This window comes from Jiella marina (assembly GCF_024359545.1).
Taxonomy (GTDB): Bacteria; Pseudomonadota; Alphaproteobacteria; order Rhizobiales; family Rhizobiaceae; genus Jiella.
This window is the reverse complement of record NZ_JAKQZG010000010.1, coordinates 116,401-132,580: the sequence shown is the minus strand read 5'-3', so window position 1 is coordinate 132,580 and position 16,180 is coordinate 116,401. Positions and strand designations below refer to the sequence as shown.

General features: G+C 64.9%; 13 protein-coding genes. 2 read left to right on the top strand and 11 right to left on the bottom strand.

What is annotated here, in order from left to right:
- Positions 1 to 16 precede the first annotated feature (16 nt).
- From MF134_RS16980 to MF134_RS16945, 8 genes are all read right to left on the bottom strand, one after another.
- Positions 17 to 2,755 carry a cation-translocating P-type ATPase gene (locus MF134_RS16980; protein WP_255340658.1) on the bottom strand — a complete coding sequence of 913 codons (2,739 nt, stop codon included), beginning with the start codon at positions 2,753 to 2,755 and terminating at the stop codon, positions 17 to 19.
- A gap of 198 nt (positions 2,756 to 2,953) precedes the next feature.
- A complete protein-coding gene (locus MF134_RS16975) occupies positions 2,954 to 4,081 on the bottom strand; it encodes an ABC transporter permease (protein ID WP_255340657.1) in 1,128 nt (375 codons plus the stop codon).
- A gap of 3 nt (positions 4,082 to 4,084) precedes the next feature.
- On the bottom strand, positions 4,085 to 6,937 hold the full coding sequence (gene rbbA, locus MF134_RS16970) for a ribosome-associated ATPase/putative transporter RbbA (protein WP_255340656.1): 2,853 nt from the start codon (positions 6,935 to 6,937) through the stop codon (positions 4,085 to 4,087).
- Positions 6,930 to 8,000, bottom strand: coding sequence for an HlyD family secretion protein (locus MF134_RS16965; RefSeq protein WP_255340655.1), 1,071 nt, complete (start codon positions 7,998 to 8,000; stop codon positions 6,930 to 6,932). Before MF134_RS16965 ends, rbbA begins: the two co-directional genes overlap by 8 nt.
- A gap of 1 nt (position 8,001) precedes the next feature.
- A complete protein-coding gene (locus MF134_RS16960) occupies positions 8,002 to 8,190 on the bottom strand; it encodes a hypothetical protein (protein WP_255340654.1) in 189 nt (62 codons plus the stop codon).
- 118 nt (positions 8,191 to 8,308) lie between these two features.
- Positions 8,309 to 9,103, bottom strand: a complete 795-nt coding sequence (locus tag MF134_RS16955) for a Crp/Fnr family transcriptional regulator (protein WP_255340653.1) — start codon at positions 9,101 to 9,103, stop codon at positions 8,309 to 8,311.
- Positions 9,104 to 9,441: 338 nt separating this feature from the next.
- Complete coding sequence (locus MF134_RS16950) at positions 9,442 to 9,780, bottom strand: c-type cytochrome (protein ID WP_255340652.1); 339 nt, start codon at positions 9,778 to 9,780, stop codon at positions 9,442 to 9,444.
- A 115-nt stretch (positions 9,781 to 9,895) separates the two neighbouring features.
- A complete protein-coding gene (locus MF134_RS16945; RefSeq protein WP_255340651.1) occupies positions 9,896 to 10,345 on the bottom strand; it encodes a host attachment protein in 450 nt (149 codons plus the stop codon).
- Positions 10,346 to 10,573: 228 nt separating this feature from the next.
- On the opposite strand from MF134_RS16945, the gene MF134_RS16940 reads away from it, so the two are divergent.
- Positions 10,574 to 11,164, top strand: a complete 591-nt coding sequence (locus MF134_RS16940) for an NAD(P)H-dependent oxidoreductase (protein WP_255340650.1) — start codon at positions 10,574 to 10,576, stop codon at positions 11,162 to 11,164.
- Between the two features lie 43 nt (positions 11,165 to 11,207).
- Here MF134_RS16940 and MF134_RS16935 read toward each other — a convergent pair whose 3' ends face one another.
- Both MF134_RS16935 and MF134_RS16930 read right to left on the bottom strand, forming a co-directional pair.
- Positions 11,208 to 11,870 (bottom strand): SOS response-associated peptidase, encoded by a 663-nt coding sequence (locus MF134_RS16935; RefSeq protein WP_255340649.1) that lies wholly within the window; start codon positions 11,868 to 11,870, stop codon positions 11,208 to 11,210.
- A 198-nt stretch (positions 11,871 to 12,068) separates the two neighbouring features.
- Complete coding sequence (locus MF134_RS16930) at positions 12,069 to 13,850, bottom strand: methyl-accepting chemotaxis protein (RefSeq protein ID WP_255340648.1); 1,782 nt, start codon at positions 13,848 to 13,850, stop codon at positions 12,069 to 12,071.
- Positions 13,851 to 14,256: 406 nt separating this feature from the next.
- Here MF134_RS16930 and MF134_RS16925 point away from each other — a divergent pair, with 406 nt between their 5' ends.
- The gene (locus MF134_RS16925) at positions 14,257 to 14,880 is read left to right on the top strand and encodes a methyltransferase family protein (protein ID WP_255340647.1); all 624 of its coding nucleotides are present in this window, start codon (positions 14,257 to 14,259) and stop codon (positions 14,878 to 14,880) included.
- Positions 14,881 to 14,947: 67 nt separating this feature from the next.
- On the opposite strand, the gene MF134_RS16920 is transcribed toward MF134_RS16925, so the two are convergent.
- Positions 14,948 to 16,018, bottom strand: coding sequence for a zinc-binding metallopeptidase family protein (locus MF134_RS16920; protein WP_255340646.1), 1,071 nt, complete (start codon positions 16,016 to 16,018; stop codon positions 14,948 to 14,950).
- Between the last annotated feature and the right edge of the window lie 162 nt (positions 16,019 to 16,180).

Sequence of the window (16,180 nt, the reverse complement as noted above, 5' to 3'; positions counted from 1 at the left end):
GCATTTCGCCGATCTCTCAGGCGCTCCGAAGCTCACGGGAGCGCCTTTCGGGACGGCTCGACCGTCGCGATCGGAGCCATTTGTCGGCTTCCATGACGAGGAGGACGGTGAGCGCCAGCGGAATCAGCATCAGCCATTCGCTCCAGGGCAGCGGCTCCAGTTCGAGGACATCGCTCAGACCCGGCGTAAAGGCGGCACCGATATGAACGGCCTGCGCGCCGACGATCGCCGCCATCAGCGGCCAGTTGTTCGAGAGCGGGATCCGGAAGGTGGAGCGCGTCTCGGACCGGCAATTGAAGACATGCACGTTCATGAAGGCGACCATCAGGAACAGCAGCGTGTTGCGCGCATCGGACTCGCTCATGCCCTGCGCGATCATCCAGGCGAAGGCCGCCGTCGAGACGAGCCCCATCACGGCACCGGCGAGCAACGTCTCGCGGATCATCAGCCTGTCGAAGACCGGTTCCCGCGGCGGCCGGGGCCGCCGGTCGAGGAGTCCCTTCTCCGACCCCTCCGCCGCGAGGGCCACGTCCTGCACGCCGTTGGTCACCAGGTTCAGCCAGAGGAGCTGGACCGCTGTCAGCGGGAGCGGCAGGCCGGTGGCCAGCGCCAGAAGGAAGATCAGGGCTTCCGCCGCCCCCGTCGCGACCAGGAGATAGATGACCTTGCGGATGTTCGCGTAGGCCGCCCGGCCTTCCTCGATGCCGGCGACGATCGAGGCGAAATTGTCGTCGGCGAGAACGAGGTCGGCCGCGTCGCGGGCCGCATCCGTGCCGTCCCGGCCCATGGCCACGCCGAGATCGGCGCGATGCAGAGCGGGCGCGTCATTGACCCCGTCGCCGGTCATGGCGACCACATGGCCCGCGCGTTTCAGCGCCTCGACGATCCGCACCTTGTGGGCCGGTTCGACCCGGGCAAAGACACTTGCACCTGCGACCCGTGCGCTGCTTCCGCTGTCGTCGGCGGCGACCTCGCGACCGGTGACGACCTCCTCCGGCCTTTCGGCGATGCCAAGTTCGCGGGCGATGGCGAAGGCGGTCGCAGCGTGGTCGCCGGTGATCATCTTCACCGCCACGCCCGCGCGGCGGCACTCGGCGACGGCCTGTTTCGCCTCGGGTCGCAGCGGATCGATGAAGCCGACGAGGCCGAGCAGTATCAGCCCCTGAAGATCTCCGTCCAACGCCCGGCGGCCCGCCGGATCGTCGGCCGCTCCCACGGGTTTCGCCGCCACCGCGAGGACCCGGTAGCCGCGGCTCGCCATCTCGTCGGCCAGTTGCAGCACGTTTTCGCCGTCGACGTGGTCGCAAAGCGGCACGATGACTTCCGCCGATCCCTTGATGTGGAGGATATGGCCGTCGCCGTGATCGTGCAGGCTGGCGGCATATTTGCGTTCCGCCGAGAATGGCAGATCGGCAATCCGGCGCGCGGTCTTGCGCAGAACGCCCGTATCCAGGCCGGTCTTGAGCGCGAGCACCAGGAAGGCGAGATCGACCGCGTCGCCGCTGCGACCTTCCTTGCCCCCATCGGGATCGAAATCGGCGTCGTTGCAGAGCGCGGCCGAGCGCGCGAGGGAGCGCACCGCCCCATGCGCGGTATCGCTCAAGCCCTGCCCCTCCTGATGCAGCCTTGCGCTGGTCTCGAAGCCCGCCCCCTCGACCTCGACGAAACCATGGTCCGGCAGCCAGAGCCGCTTGGCGGTGAGCTGGTTCATCGTCAGCGTCCCGGTCTTGTCGGTGGCCACCACCGTGCAGGCGCCAAGCCCCTCCACCGCTGGCAGATGCCGCACGATGACGTTGCGCAGCGCCATACGCCGGGTGGCGATCGAGAGCGCGATCGTCACCGCGACGGGAAGCCCTTCCGGGATGATCGCGACGGCCAGCGCAATCGCCACGAAAAAGGTCTCCGAAAGCGACTCGCCGAGGCTGAGCTGGAGCGCCATGACGGCGCCGACGAGAACGAGCGAGACCAGGCCGAGCATGCGCGCGAACCGGTCGAGCCGCCGCGTCAGTGGCGGTGCGGCGGCCGGGCTCTTGAGCGCGCCGGCGATGGCGCCGAGTTCCGTATGGCTTCCGGTCGCCACGACCAGGGCCCGGGCGCGGCCGCGCTGCAATGTGGAGCCGGCGTGCAGCATGGTCAGCCGCTCGGCAAGCGGCGTGTCCTCCGGCAGGGCTTCGCCGGCGGCCTTGTCTACGGGCAAAGACTCGCCGGTGAGCGAGGATTCGTCGGCTTGGACCTCGTTCGCCTCCAAAAGGCGCAGGTCGGCCGGGATCCGGTCGCCGCCTTCGAGGAGCACGACGTCGCCCGGCACAAGCTGGTGCGAGTCCAGGCGCCGCACGGTGCCGTTTCGGAGAACCCGCGCCACGGTGGTGATCGCCGAGCGGAGCGCTGCCGTGTTCGCCTCGGCCCGCCATTCCTGCGTTGCCCCGACCGCCGTGTTGATCGTCAGCACGAGGAAGATGAAGCCGGCATCGTCATATTCGCCGAGCAGGAAGGAGACCGCCGCCGCCGCCAGCAGCAGATAGATCAGCGGGCTCTTCAGTTGCGACAGGATGATCGCGGCGATCGACCGGGCGGGCGGCTGGGGCAGCGCGTTCGGCCCGAAGAGCGCCAGCCGACGCTCGGCTTCAGAATTGGAAAGGCCGTCGGGGGAGCTTTCGAGCCGGGTCATCACGGCGTCGACCACGAGCCCATGCCAGGCGGTGTCCCGAGACGATCCGGTCGCCTTGCCGGTGGGGGTGCCGGGCGGCTGGATCATGTTGAGGTCCTCGTCAATTCGCTGGGGCGCGGGGCACGCCTGCGCCAGAATATGCGAGAGCGCCACCCCGTCGCCGCCTCCATCCAACAGGCATCGGACATCAGCATCGGGAGGCTCTTGCCGCCTTGATGCGGGTCAAAGACCCGAGCCGCCGATCTCCGTTTCTGCAGTGCAGCATCGAACCTTCCGGCCAAAAACTCAAGCCATCGCGCCGATCGAAGCGCGGAAGCGCATCAGCGCGGCCGCGAACAGGACGGCGCCGATGATCGTGATCGCGACGAGTTGCGGCCAGACCTCGCCGATGCCGGCGCCGCGAAACAGGATCGCCTGGCCGAGCGAGACGAAGTGTGTCGTCGGGGCCGCGAACATCAGGATCCGCACCGCCTCCGGCATGCTTTCCATGGGCGTCATGCCGCCGGACAGCATCTGCAGCGGCAGGAGGACGAGAATGATGAGCAGACCGAGTTGCGGCATCGTGCGGGCGAGGGTCGCCAGGAATATCCCCATCGACGATGCCGCGAAAAGATGGAGCATCGTGCCGAAGATAAACAGGGGGATCGAGCCTCCGATCGAAACCGAGAGCAGTTCCCTCACCACCAACAGGATCGAGAAGGCGCAGGCCACGAGCACGACGAGGCCCATCGACCAGATCTTGCTGGCCATGATCTCGAAGGGTGTCAGCGGCATGACCAGGAGGTGCTCGATCGTGCCATGCTCGCGCTCGCGGATCAGCGCGGCCCCGGTCAGGATGATCGCGAACATGGTGACATTGTTAATGACCTCCACCACCGCACCGAACCAGGATTGATCAAGGGCGGGATTGAAACGCGCCCGCAGCGCCAGATCGACGGGAAGAGCCTCGGCCGCACGATAGCGCCGCGCAAACGCCGCCACCTCGCCCGAGACGATCGACTGGACATAGCCCGAGCCGGCGAAGGCCTGGGAGATTCGGGTCGCGTCGACATTCAACTGCACGCTCGGACGGTGCCCGGCGAGGACGTCCTTCTGGAAATCGGGCGGAATGACCAGGGCGAAGGTATCGTGGCCCTCGTCGAGCCGTCGGTCCATCTCGCTTTCGTCGATCAGCACGGGCTCGATGAAAAACGGTGGATAGAACGCCGCCCGGATCCGTGTCGAGAGTTGCGAGCGGTCGTGATCGACGATCGAGATCGGCGCCCGGTTGAGAGTTCCCGGAATGGACGTCGCAGTCGAATAGATCGCCAGGCTGAAAGCATAGAGGACGAAGATCAGCAGAACCGGATCGCGCCAGAGGCTGCGCAGTTCCTTGATGCCGAGATGAAAGATGTTGGCGAGGCTTGCCGACATGTCTCACCGCTCCTGCTTCTTGAGGAACGCCGCGGACAGGCCGAGGAGAACGGGCACGGCGAGGATCAGAGGGAGAAACTGTCCGGCAAGATCGCCAAATCCGAGCGCCTTGGAAAACACGCCGCGCGTGATGGTGAGGAAATAGGTGGTCGGGTACATCTCGCCGACGACGCGGCCGAAGCCTTCCAGGGACGAGACGGGGTCGATCATGCCGGAAAAGCTTTGCGCCGGCAGAAGCGTCAGGATCGCGGTACCGAAGATCGCGGCGATCTGGCTCTTCATGAAACTCGAGATCAGAAGCCCCATCGCCGTCGCGGCGGCCCCGTAGACGATCGCCGCGACGAGCAGGGTCGTGAAACTGCCCTTGAGCGGCACAGCGAAGAAGAAGACGGCGAGCACCGCAAGAAGCACGAAACTGAACGTCGCGATCGCGACATAGGGCAATTGCTTGCCGATCAGGAATTCGAGCCGCGTCGTCGGCGTGACGTAGAAATTGACGATCGAGCCGAGTTCCTTCTCGCGCACGACGCTGAGCGCCGCGAGCATGGACGGGATCATCATCAGAAGCATCGGGATGATGGCCGGCACCATCGCGACCAGGCTCTTCACATCCGGATTGTAGCGATAGCGGATCTCGATCTCGGCGGGCCCCGCCAGGGCATCGGGCTGACCGGACTCGCGGGCCTTGCGGGCCAGCCAGTTGAGATGCATGCCCTGGACATAGCCGCTGATCGTCTCCGCCCGGCTCGGCATCGCGCCGTCGATCCAGGCGGCCACGGCGACGTCCTTTCCGCGGGCGATGTCGCGCGCAAAGCCCGGCGGGATTTCGAGGGCGAGCCCGATCTCGCCGGCGCGCATGCGGCGATCGAGTTCACGATAGCTTTCGAGCGGCGGCTTTTCGTCGAAATAGTCCGAGCCGGCGATGTTCAGGGTATAGTCGCGGCTGACCGTCGTCTGATCGCGATCGAGAACCGCGAATGTCAGGTTCTGGACGTCGAGATTGATGCCGTATCCCATCACGAACATCAGGAGCGCGCAGCCGATCAGCGCCATCGTCAACCGCACCGGATCACGCCGCAGCTCCAGGGCCTCGCGCCGGGCATAGCTGCGCATGCGACGGAAATCGAACGCGCGGGGTTTCGGCCGTTTTTCCGGAAAGCTGTGGCCTTCGATCAAGGGACGCGCCTCCTCCGGCCCGCTCAGTCGCTCGAAAGCGCTCGGATCCGCCGAAGCGTCGCTCTTAGCCGCTACTCTCAAGCGATCGGCTTGGTCGTCCAGCAGCGACTCGGGTGCCCCGCCGGCTTCCCCCGAAGCCGCTTCCAGATAGCCGATGAAGGCTTCCTCCAGCGTCGCGACGCCGCGGGAGGCCGGCAATGTCCGCTGGTCCGCCGTTACCAGGACGCGGCCGGCATGCATCAGCGAAACGCGATCGCAGCGCTCGGCTTCGTTCATGAAGTGGGTGGAAATAAAGATCGTCACCCCGTCCTTGCGGGCAAGGTCGATCAGAATCCGCCAGAAGCCATCCCGCGCGACGGGATCGACGCCCGATGTGGGTTCGTCGAGGATCAGCATCTCCGGCCGATGGATGAGCGCCACGGCGAGCGACAGGCGCTGGCGGCGGCCGAGCGGCAGCGCTTCCGGGTAGGCGTCGGCCGAGTCCGCCAGATCGAACCGCGCGATCATCTCGTCGACCCGCGCCTCGAGCTCACCTTCGGGAATGTGAAAGAGATTGGCGTGGAGCGACAGGTTCTGGCGCACCGTCAATTCGCCATAGAGCGAGAAGCCCTGGGACATGTAGCCGACGCGGCGGCGGATCATCAGATCCTTCGGATCCACACGGCGGCCGAAGAGGCGGGCCTCGCCCTCGCTCGCCGGCAGAAGGCCGGTCAGCATCTTCATGGTCGTGGTCTTGCCGCAGCCGTTCGAACCCAGGAAGCCGAAGATCTCGCCGCGCTCGATCTTGAGGCTCACATGGTCGACGGCGGTGAAATCGCCGAAGCGCATTGTGAGGCCGTCGGCCTCGATCGCCGGCGGGCCGCCGTCTCGCGGCTCGAAGGGGGTGGTCACGACGGGGCTGTAACCCTCGCGTTTCGCCTCCGGCAGAAAAGCGACGAAGGCGGCTTCGAGCGATGTCGTTCCTGTCTTCGCCTGAAGCTCGGTCGCGCTGCCGGTGGCGAGCACTTTTCCCGCATCCATCGCGACCAGCCAGTCGAAGCGCGCCGCCTCCTCCATATAGGCCGTTGCCACAAGGACGCTCATGCCGGGGCGCTCGCGGCGGATCACGTCGATCAGCGCCCAGAACTGGCGCCGCGACAGAGGATCGACGCCGGTGGTCGGCTCGTCCAGGATCAGAAGGTCCGGATCGTGGATCAGCGCGCAGCAAAGCCCGAGCTTCTGCTTCATGCCACCGGAGAGCTTGCCCGCCGACCGGTCCTTGAAGGGAAAAAGGCCCGTGCTCCGGGTCAGATGGTCGATCCGCCGGCGCCGCTCCTGCGGGCCCTGGCCGAACAGGCGGCTGAAGAAGGCGATGTTCTCCTCGACCGAGAGCGAGGGGTAGAGGTTCTTGCCAAGCCCTTGCGGCATGTAGGCGATCCGGGGGCAGACAGCCCGACGATGGCGCGCGCTGGCAATGTCGCCGCCAAGCACCTCGATCGACCCCTTCTGCAGAGCCCGCGCGCCGGCCAGAAGCGCCAGCAGGCTGGACTTGCCGACGCCGTCCGGACCGACGAGGCCGATCAGGCGACCCGCTGGAAACGCCAGGGTGACGTCGTCGAGGGCGATCGTCTTGCCGTAACCCAGCGAAACGCCCGACATCTGCGCGACCGTGCCCGGCTCCGCCGGCTCTTCGTCACTCATCGGGCAGACGGACGGCAAGGTCGTCCGGCCATGCCGCCCGGTCGTCGAGCCGGACATAGGCGACGCCCGGCAGGCCGGTCTTCACGTAGCGGACATATTGCTTCAACACGGCCGGATCGACGCCCGCCTTCACCCGAAAGGAGAGCTTCTGCCGCTCCTCCTCGGTCTCGACGGTCTTCGGCGTGAACTGCGCAACATCGGCGACATAGGTGACGCGGGCGGGGATCACGTATTGCGGGGCCGCATCGAGCACCAGCCGCACCTCGCTGCCGACCGCGACGCGGCCCGCCGCGTCCGTCGGCAGGAAGAAGGTCATGAAGACGTCGGTCAGGTCGACGAGATTGAGGACGGCACCTCCGGCGCCAACCACTTCTCCCGGCTGGGCGACACGATATTGCACTCGACCGGCGCGCGGCGAACGCAGGGTGGAGTCGTCGATATCGGCCTGGATGCGTTCCTTCGTGGCCTCGGCGGCCGCGATCTGCGAACGGGCAGCGACGACGCTCGAGCGCGCATGGGTGATGGCGGCCTCCGCCGCGGCGACCTGAGCCCGGGCTGCTCCGAGCGCCGCCTTGCCGCCCTCGACGGCCGCGGTGCTCTGGTCGAGTTGCTGCTGGGAGGTGGTGCCACGCTGGACGAGCTCCCTCGTGCGGGAAAGATCCTTTTCCAGCGAGCCGAGTTCCGCCTGTCGCTGGGCCACCAGCGCCTCGGCCGCGTCGCGCTGGGCCTCCTGCTGGCGCACTTCCGCCTCGGCGGTCTCGACGCCGATCTTCGCCCGTTCGAGATTGGCTTCGGCCTCGCGCAACTGCGCCCGCAAGGTGGCGATGTCCATGGTCGCGAGCTTCTGGCCGGCCTCGATATAGTCGCCCTCGCCGACGACGATCTCGGCGATACGCCCCGCCGTTTTGGCGGCCACGTCGATCTCGACAGCCTCGATCCGGCCGTTGCTCGTGGCGAAACCGTCCGGCAGCCCGCTCGGCTGATATTGCTGATAGCCGAAATAGCCCGCACCCGCGGCGACCGCGAAGACGGCGAGGATAAGAAGGGTCCTTCGCTTCGGCATCTCAGAGGCGTTCCCGTTGAAGGCGGTCGATGATCCGCATTCGCTTCGAAAGAACGAAGCCACCAGGCGGTGTGGCTTCGGAAACGAGCGACGCGCTTTCGAACGAAGGCGGCGACGCATCGCGACACAGCACCATTTTCAGCCCGCCGTCCTTGATGCCGATCAAATCCGGGCCGACGACCTTCGCCATGGGAATGTCCCACGGCAGTGCAGACACGAATGTGACACGCAAAGAACCTGCGGGATGGGCTTCGGCCCATGCCTGAACGGGATGCAAAGCCCGAAGGGCCAGAACGCGAAACCAACCGTCAGCAGGCTTCCGACAGCGTGCGCATGTTGTCGTCATGTCCAGAGAAGCGGCCGAGGAACTGATGGCTCGTCAGATCCGACCGGCCCGACAGGCGCAGGAGGGCCGGCCAGTCCTTGATCAGGAACTGGCGGGGGTCGATGATCTCGATCGCACCGTGATCCGCGATGCGGTGAATCGATCGGCTCACCGTTTCCAGCGTCGTTCCCAGATAGGCGGCCATATCGGCCCTGCTGAGCGGCACCTCGACAATGGCGGCCCGCTCCGACCCTTCGGCTGCGTCTTCCAGAACATGCTCCCGGATGGTCAGGATGGCCAGGAACGCCGCCACGCGCTCGAGCATGTTCTGACAGCCCAGAACGACCATCCAGTTTCGCCCGGCATCGAGTTCGTCCAGCGTGCGGATCAGGATCTCGTGCTCGAGTTCATGGTGCCGCGAAAGCAGCGTCTCGAAGCGGCGGCGTGGCGCCATGCAGAGCTCGACCTTCGTCGCCGCCTCGATCGCAAACGGCATCTCGTCGGAGAAGACCCGTCCGAACATGTCGGACGCAAACAGCAGTCCGACGATCTGCTGGCGGCCGTCGGCCAGCGTCTTGACCAGCCGCAGGACACCGCGAAGAACCGTTCCCACGAACAGTGCCTCATGCCCCTCGCTGGCGATCGTGGTGCCGGCCTCGAAGGTGCGGATATGCGATATCCGCCGGATTTCCTCGTGAAAATGCAGCGGGACCGCGGCGCAGACCGAACGATTGCTCCCCCTGCACCACTGACAGACATCCGCCATCGTCTGGTTCATCCTGCCACCAACACATCTTTGGTCGCGAAACGGGGCCCCGTCAGGCCGCGTCCTTTGGCGACATCCATTCTGATGACCAGATAGTCCGTTCCACCAAGCGAATTCCGAAACCCGGGCCTGGGCCTTCTGCGATGCGGAAACTCTCCGAGGCCCGCCCTTGCGGATCGATACAACACGTGCGGGCATCTTGCCGACCATCGGTGAGCAACACAATACCTGCTTCAAGCGCTGATCATCAACGTCGATAGCTGTGTCGGCCGGACAAGCCAAGGCGTTCACGGCAAGCAGGCACCGTACGGGGACGGACAAAGGGAAGTCGGAAGAAGAGGCCCGTCGCCTCAGGTGGGGTCCTGAAGCGAGAGGATGTAGGCGACGACGTTCCTCAGCTCTTCCGGAGACAGAATGATGTTCGGCATCGTGGGATGGGAGGTCGTCATCCAGGCGAACAGGGCCGTGGCCGTCATCCCCGATGTTGCGGCGACGTCAACGAAGCTGGGCGCCTCGGGCACCGGGCTTTCGCCACTCTCTTCCGCCGCGATGGCGTGGCAGGCCGAGCAGATTTCGGCGGCCACCGTCCGGCCGGCCGCCACGTCGCCGAACTCAGGCTGGGCAACAGCAGCAGTCGAATTCCCGAAGCAAAAGAGCGCCACGATCGACGCAGCGACGGTTGCTTTCATGTCTGTTCTCCTCTTCTTCATCAGCGGGCGGCACCGGCCTTCATCCGGTTCGTTTGCGAACGGCCTCTCGCAAAGGCTTCTGGTCCTGTCGCCGTGATGGTCGCGCGTCGCGCAATCACGGCATTTCCGCCAAAATCTGCTTCGTCGTGGCCCGAAGCTCCGCGGCCGGCAGCCGGGTGAGGTCTCGAACGATCGCCGCAAGGAGCACCGACCGCAACGAAGCGGTCAGCATCGAACGCAGGATATCCATGAAGGGCGCGACCGCGACGATGGCGAACCGGTCGAATTCGCCCGCGCGATAGTGGGATTCGAGGATGTCGACCAGCATGCAGGCGAAGTTCTCGACGTCTTCCTCCAGAAGCAGACGGCTCGCCTCGGCGCTGGTCTCCGACGTTTCGGCGACAGCCCGTGAGACGGCGGAATCCATCATGACGCTCCTGACGCGCCGGTTGCGGGCGCGAAGCACGAGTTCGGCCGGACCATCCGACAATTGCGACATCGCATCCCGCACGATGCGCGCACGCATCGGATCAGCCACGAGGACCCAGATTCGCATCGTCTCCATCAGCGCCCACTTCCTCCCTCACGATGGACCAGCACGCGCGAAAACACTGTTCGCGTCAAGCACCGCGTCCACAGGTAGGCGATCGCAGACAGGTCTCCGCTCACGCCTGCGATCGGCTGCCGGTGACCGTCCCATTCTATTGCCTGGAACAGGCACGGAATTGATCTTCATCAACGCCGGAGGCGAGCGAAGCAGCAAGATGGGAATTCCAATCCATGCGAGGACCCCATGGCCAAGCGCATCCTCCTTGTCATCGGACATCCGGACCCCTCCCCGGAGCGCCTCTGCCGGGCGCTGGCAAACGCCTATCGCGAAGGCGCCGAAACCGCCGGACATACGGTCACGACGCTCGACCTCGTCACGCTCGACATTCCGCCCCTGACCGGTCAGGCCGATTTCATGAAGGGAGCGGTGCCCGAAAACCTGCGGCCGGCGGCCGACGCCCTGTCTGCAAGCGATCACGTCGTGATCGTCTTCCCGCTCTGGCTCGGCACCATGCCTGCGTTGCTGAAGGGGTTCCTGGAACAGATCATGCGGCCGGGGGTCGCCTTCGAATATGTTTCGGAAGGGGCAGGCTTTCCCAAGGGCCGGCTCAGGGGCAAATCGGCTCGGGTGGTCGTGACCATGGGGATGCCGGCCCTGGTCTACCGGCTCTGGTTCCGCAATCACGGCATTGCGTGCCTGCGTCGGAACATCCTGAACTTCGTCGGAATCCGGCCGGTGCGCGAGACGCTCTACGGCATGGTCGAGGCAGCGAGCGAGACGAAGCGCGCGGGCTGGCTCGAGGAGATGCGCCAGCTCGGTTCGCGCGCCCGCTGAGGGTTCGGAACACGAGGCTTGAAGCGAAGGCCTTCGCCTCGGATCAACTCTCCTCCACCGGCGGATCCTGACGCTCGCCGCGTGCAACGATGCGGAGCCCATCGTCCGGCAGAGGACGTTGGAGGTCCCTGGCTTCGTCCCACCCCGCACGCATCCAGATGTCGCGCTCCTCGGCCGTCGTCAGGATGACCGGCATCGCCTTGGGATGAACGGCGCCCACAGTCCGATTCGCCTCGCAAGTGAGGAAACCGAAGAGGTCGGCGTTCACCTCCCCTTCCTTGACCTTCCGCACACTCGTCCAGTTCGTCCAGATGCCGGCGAAGACGAGGAGCGGACGATCCTCGTCGGCTGCAAACCAGACAGGGACCTTTGCGGACCCGACGGCTTCGTACTCCGAGAAAGCCGTGAAGGGGACGAGGCAACGGTGCTCCACGCCGAGCCACCGGCGCCAGTGCGGGCTCTTCGTGTTGCGGATGTTGGTCACACCGGGGTCGGTCCTGCGATTTTCCAGCGCCCGTGCCGGTGAGGGCATTCCCCACCTGGCGAGGGTGAGTTCCCGCCCCTCGGTGCCATTACGCACGACTGGCGCGGCGGTGTCGGGGAAGATCGCCGGCATGGAGGGCATATTCCCGGTCCTGTCGGCCATGGCCCGGGTCAGTTCGCGAATGGCGGCCTGCCCCTTGGTGACCGAATAGAGATTGCACATCCGCCTTTCCCCTCCGTCTTTCTCTGTGTCGCCCGAGAGCATTCTTCGGCCACCCGCATCGGCGATCCTTATCGAAATGGAGGAGGCTCGGCGAGATGGTCGATCGGGGCCAGCTTCTTCGACGGAAAAGGCCCCGCGCCTTGATGGACGCGGGGCCCTCGATCATGCCGGCTGAGGACTGGGAATGGCGTGACCGGATCAGAACTCGGCCCACGCCTCGCCGGCCGGTTCGGCCTTCAGAGCCGTGTTTCCGTGGCTCATCGGGCGCCGGCCGCCGGCGTTGCGGGATGTGGGAGCGGACTGGCGCGGAGCGCCGGCGGCGGCCGGTCCGCTGGAGCGGGTCTGGAAACGCCGCATGAGCTGGGAAAGATCGTTGGTCTCGATGCTGAGATTCTTCGCCGCCGCCGTCGTCTCTTCCACCATGGCGGCGTTCTGCTGGGTGACCTTGTCCATCTGGTCGGCCGCGCTCGAGACCTCGCGCAGGGTCGAGGCCTGCTGATTGGCGTTGCGGGCGATCTCGCCGACGAACCGGCTGACTTCCTCGACCCGCGCGACGATCTCCTCCAATGATTTGCCGGAAGCACGGGCGAGTTCCACGCCGCTTTCGACCTGTTCGGAGGAGGTCATGATCAGCCCCTTGATCTCCTTGGCCGCCTCGGCCGAACGCTGGGCGAGCGCCCGAACTTCCTGGGCGACCACGGCAAATCCCTTGCCGGCCTCGCCGGCACGCGCCGCCTCGACACCGGCGTTCAAGGCGAGAAGATTGGTCTGGAAGGCGATTTCATCGATCACGCCGATGATCTGCGAAATCTGCTGCGAAGAGGCCTCGATCTGGTTCATCGCCGCGACGGCCTTGGAAACGACCGCACCGCCGTTCTCGGCATCGCGCAAGGCCGTCGTCGCCGAATCATTGGCCTTCATGGCGTCGGTGGCCGTGTCGTTGATGCCCCGGGTGACTTCCTGAAGCGCAGCGACGGTTTCCTCGATGCTGGCCGCCTGCTGCTCCGTGCGATGCGAGAGGTCGTTGGCGGCGGTGGTGATCTCGTTCATGCCTTCGCCGATCGTCGTGGTCGAGTTCTTGACCTGGCGCATCGCCGCCTCGACCCTTTCGACGGCCTTGTTGAAATCGATGCGGAGCTGGTCGAGCTCAGGCGGCAGCGGGTTGTCGATCCGCTGATCGAGCCGGCCTTCCGCGAGGTCGCTCAACGCCTCGCCCACCGTGGCGACCGCCTTGACCCGGTCCGTCACGTCGATCGCGTATTTCACCACCCGCGTCACCTTGCCATTGGCATCGACGATCGGGTTGTAGGATCCCTGGATCCAGACCTCGCGCGCGCCTTTCCCTATTCGGCGGAACTCGTCCGCCTGGAACCGGCCTTCGCGCAGACCGGCCCAGAACTCCCGATACTCGCTGCTCTCGCGAGCCCCCGATTCGACGAACATCGAATGGTGCTTTCCAACGATTTCGTCGAGCCTGTAGCCCATGACACGAAGGAAATTGTCATTGGCGTCGGTGATCACGCCATCGACCGTGAACTCGATCACCGCCTGGGACCTGCGGACGGCGGTCATCTGACTGGCATAGTCGAGATTGAGCAGCCTCTCCTTGGCGTCAGCCCATTCGACGACGAAGCCCTGCGTCACGGCCCCTATCTTCAGCGGGGTGACCAGGAGATCGAAAACACGTCTGCCGACCTTGATCGTCGCGCTATGGGGGCGCTCGAGCCGGGCCAGCATGTTGCGCTGATGGCTGGGGTTCTTGTGGAAGATGTCGATATTGGCGCCGACCAGACCTGCAACGCTGAAGTTCGGCAAGTCCTGCTTCAGTTCGCTTTCGGCTTCGGAGAGGAGTTTCTTGAGCTCGGGATTGAGATAGGTAATGGACAAATTCGCATCCGCCAGCATGACATTGGCGCGAAGCGCGTCGAGAGCGGCAGTTTTCTGGTTGTCCAGGTTACCACGAAAGAGAGATAGCGACATCAACTTGACCCTTGTTACGCTGAGACGTGGCTTGAACTCGCGATCTCGTTGGCCACGGAACAAGAGTCGACCCACAGAACTGGCATGAAACAGACATGCGTCAGCAACAATGAATTTATCGTTACGTAGTCAAACTGCATAAATACTACTTTAGTAAAACAGACAGCGATGCTGATAGTTGCAAGCGGGCTTTTTCTCGGGTCGCCGCAAGTAATGGCTGAATTTTCCCCGCCTCAGGTCGGCTGCTGATCGACGCCAGGGGTCTCGAGGCGCCGATGGCAGGCCTCGGCAGATCAGGATGTGGCTGGCCTTTCTGGCGGATCGGACGTATGCGATTGGCTTCCCAACTTTCTCGGCATGCCGTGATGCGCCCGATCGTTCGCATTGTTCGCCCAGGAGAGGTTCCATGTCTCATACAATCGCGCCCAAGCCATTCGATCAGAAGAAGCGGCTGATCGCCGTGCAGATCCTGAGCGGCCTCGTGATCGGTGCGCTTCTCTTTACCCGTCCGGGCTGGAACGAAGCTTCGAACGCCCACGAGCTCATCGAGATGACCGGGCTCGCCCTGGTTCTCGCCTGCATCTTCGGACGGCTGTGGAGCATCCTGTATGTCGGGAGCAAGAAGAACAGCGAACTGGTGACGGACGGCCCCTATTCGCTCACCCACAATCCGCTTTACCTGTTCTCGACCATCGGGGCCGCCGGCATCGGGCTGATGTTCGGCTCGATCATCATCGCGGCCGCACTCGGGATTGCGACCTGTCTCGTCTTCCTGATCACGGCGCGCCGCGAGGCCGCCTTTTTGCGGGGCAAGTTCGGTGCCGCCTACGATGCCTATGCCGCGCGAACACCCCTCTTCTGGCCGAGGCTGTCGGGCTACCGCGATGCCGGCCAGGTGGCGTTCTCGCCGGTGGCGCTCCGGCGGACCTTCGTCGATGCGCTCTACTTCCTGGCGGTCTTTCCGGCGATCGAGGGCGTCGAGTATCTCCAGACGATGGGATATCTGCCCACGCTCATGTGGCTCTACTGATCACGCCCAACCCCGCATGTGACCGCGCCCACCCCGCATGCCCTTGGGCACGAGGAGGCGCCTGATATCACGCTCCAAACCGGCCATGCACCAGATCATGAATGAAGCCGAGCTTGCCCTTCACCATGTCCGAGATCACGAACGGATAGAGATCCTGGTGGCCCATCGATCGGTTGAAGGAGTTCAGCGCGGCTGAAAGCGCCAGCCATGCGTCCACGATATCGTCGATCGTCGTGTCCTGCGCAAAGACGTCGAAGTCGATCGTCGTCGTCAGAAGACCCGCATCGCGCACGCGGGGATCGACCGAGACGCCCCACCAATGGCCGGTCTCCAGCGAGTCGACGATATGGAGATAATGCGCCCAAGTCTCCGCGAAGTCCTCCCAGGCATGCGCGCCGGCATAGGATGAGACATATTCGTCCTGCCAGTTCGGCTTGGGACCATTTTCGTAGTGGCGCTTCAGTGCTACGCCATAGTCTTCCGTGTCGTCCCCGAAGGTCGTTCGCGATGCCTGAAGCGCTTCGGCGGCGCCATCGCGCACAAGCCGGTCCCAGTACCAGTGGCCGACCTCGTGGCGGAAATGGCCGAGGAGCGTGCGATAAGGCTCGCCCATCGCGGAGCGGCGCTTTTCGCGTTCCGGGTCGTCGGCCTCGGCCAGAGCGATGGTGATCAGCCCGAAATCGTGGCCGGTCATCACATGCGGCTCGCCGGGCGTCTCGGCGAGAAATTCGAAGCCCAGGCCTTCTTCCGCCTCGTCGCGGGTGACGAGCGGCAGGCGCAGTCGCATGAGCGTGTAGAACATCCGGCGCTTGGCGATTTCCATCTTCTGCCAGTGGGCGAGATTCGCCGGGTCCGACGTGTCCGGCACGGTGACGTTGTGCCGGCAGGCCCGGCAGTAGACATCGGAAGCGTCGCCGGAGATCAGCCAGTTGCAGACGCCGTATTCGTAATTGGCGCAGTATTTCCAGCGGGCACCGTCAGAATGGGTGCCGGCTTCCACGAAGATGCCCTCGTCGGGCTCGAGCGCCAGCATCCGGTTGCGCTCCGGCTCGTAGCCGAGCGCATGATTGCAGCGCACGCAGACCACATTCTCGAAAAACACCACATGCGCACAGGCCGGGCAGGAAAACAGTTTCATCTTTGTCCTCGAGGTGCAGGGCACCGGTTCGAACCACACGCGGTCCGCCATGTGCAAACGTCATCGCAGCAGCGCCAAAATCAGTCAGGCCGGATGGCGGAGTCAGGGCTTCGGCGCCGAAAAGACTGCGCGCGTCAATGTTTATGCAGACAACCGGTTCCC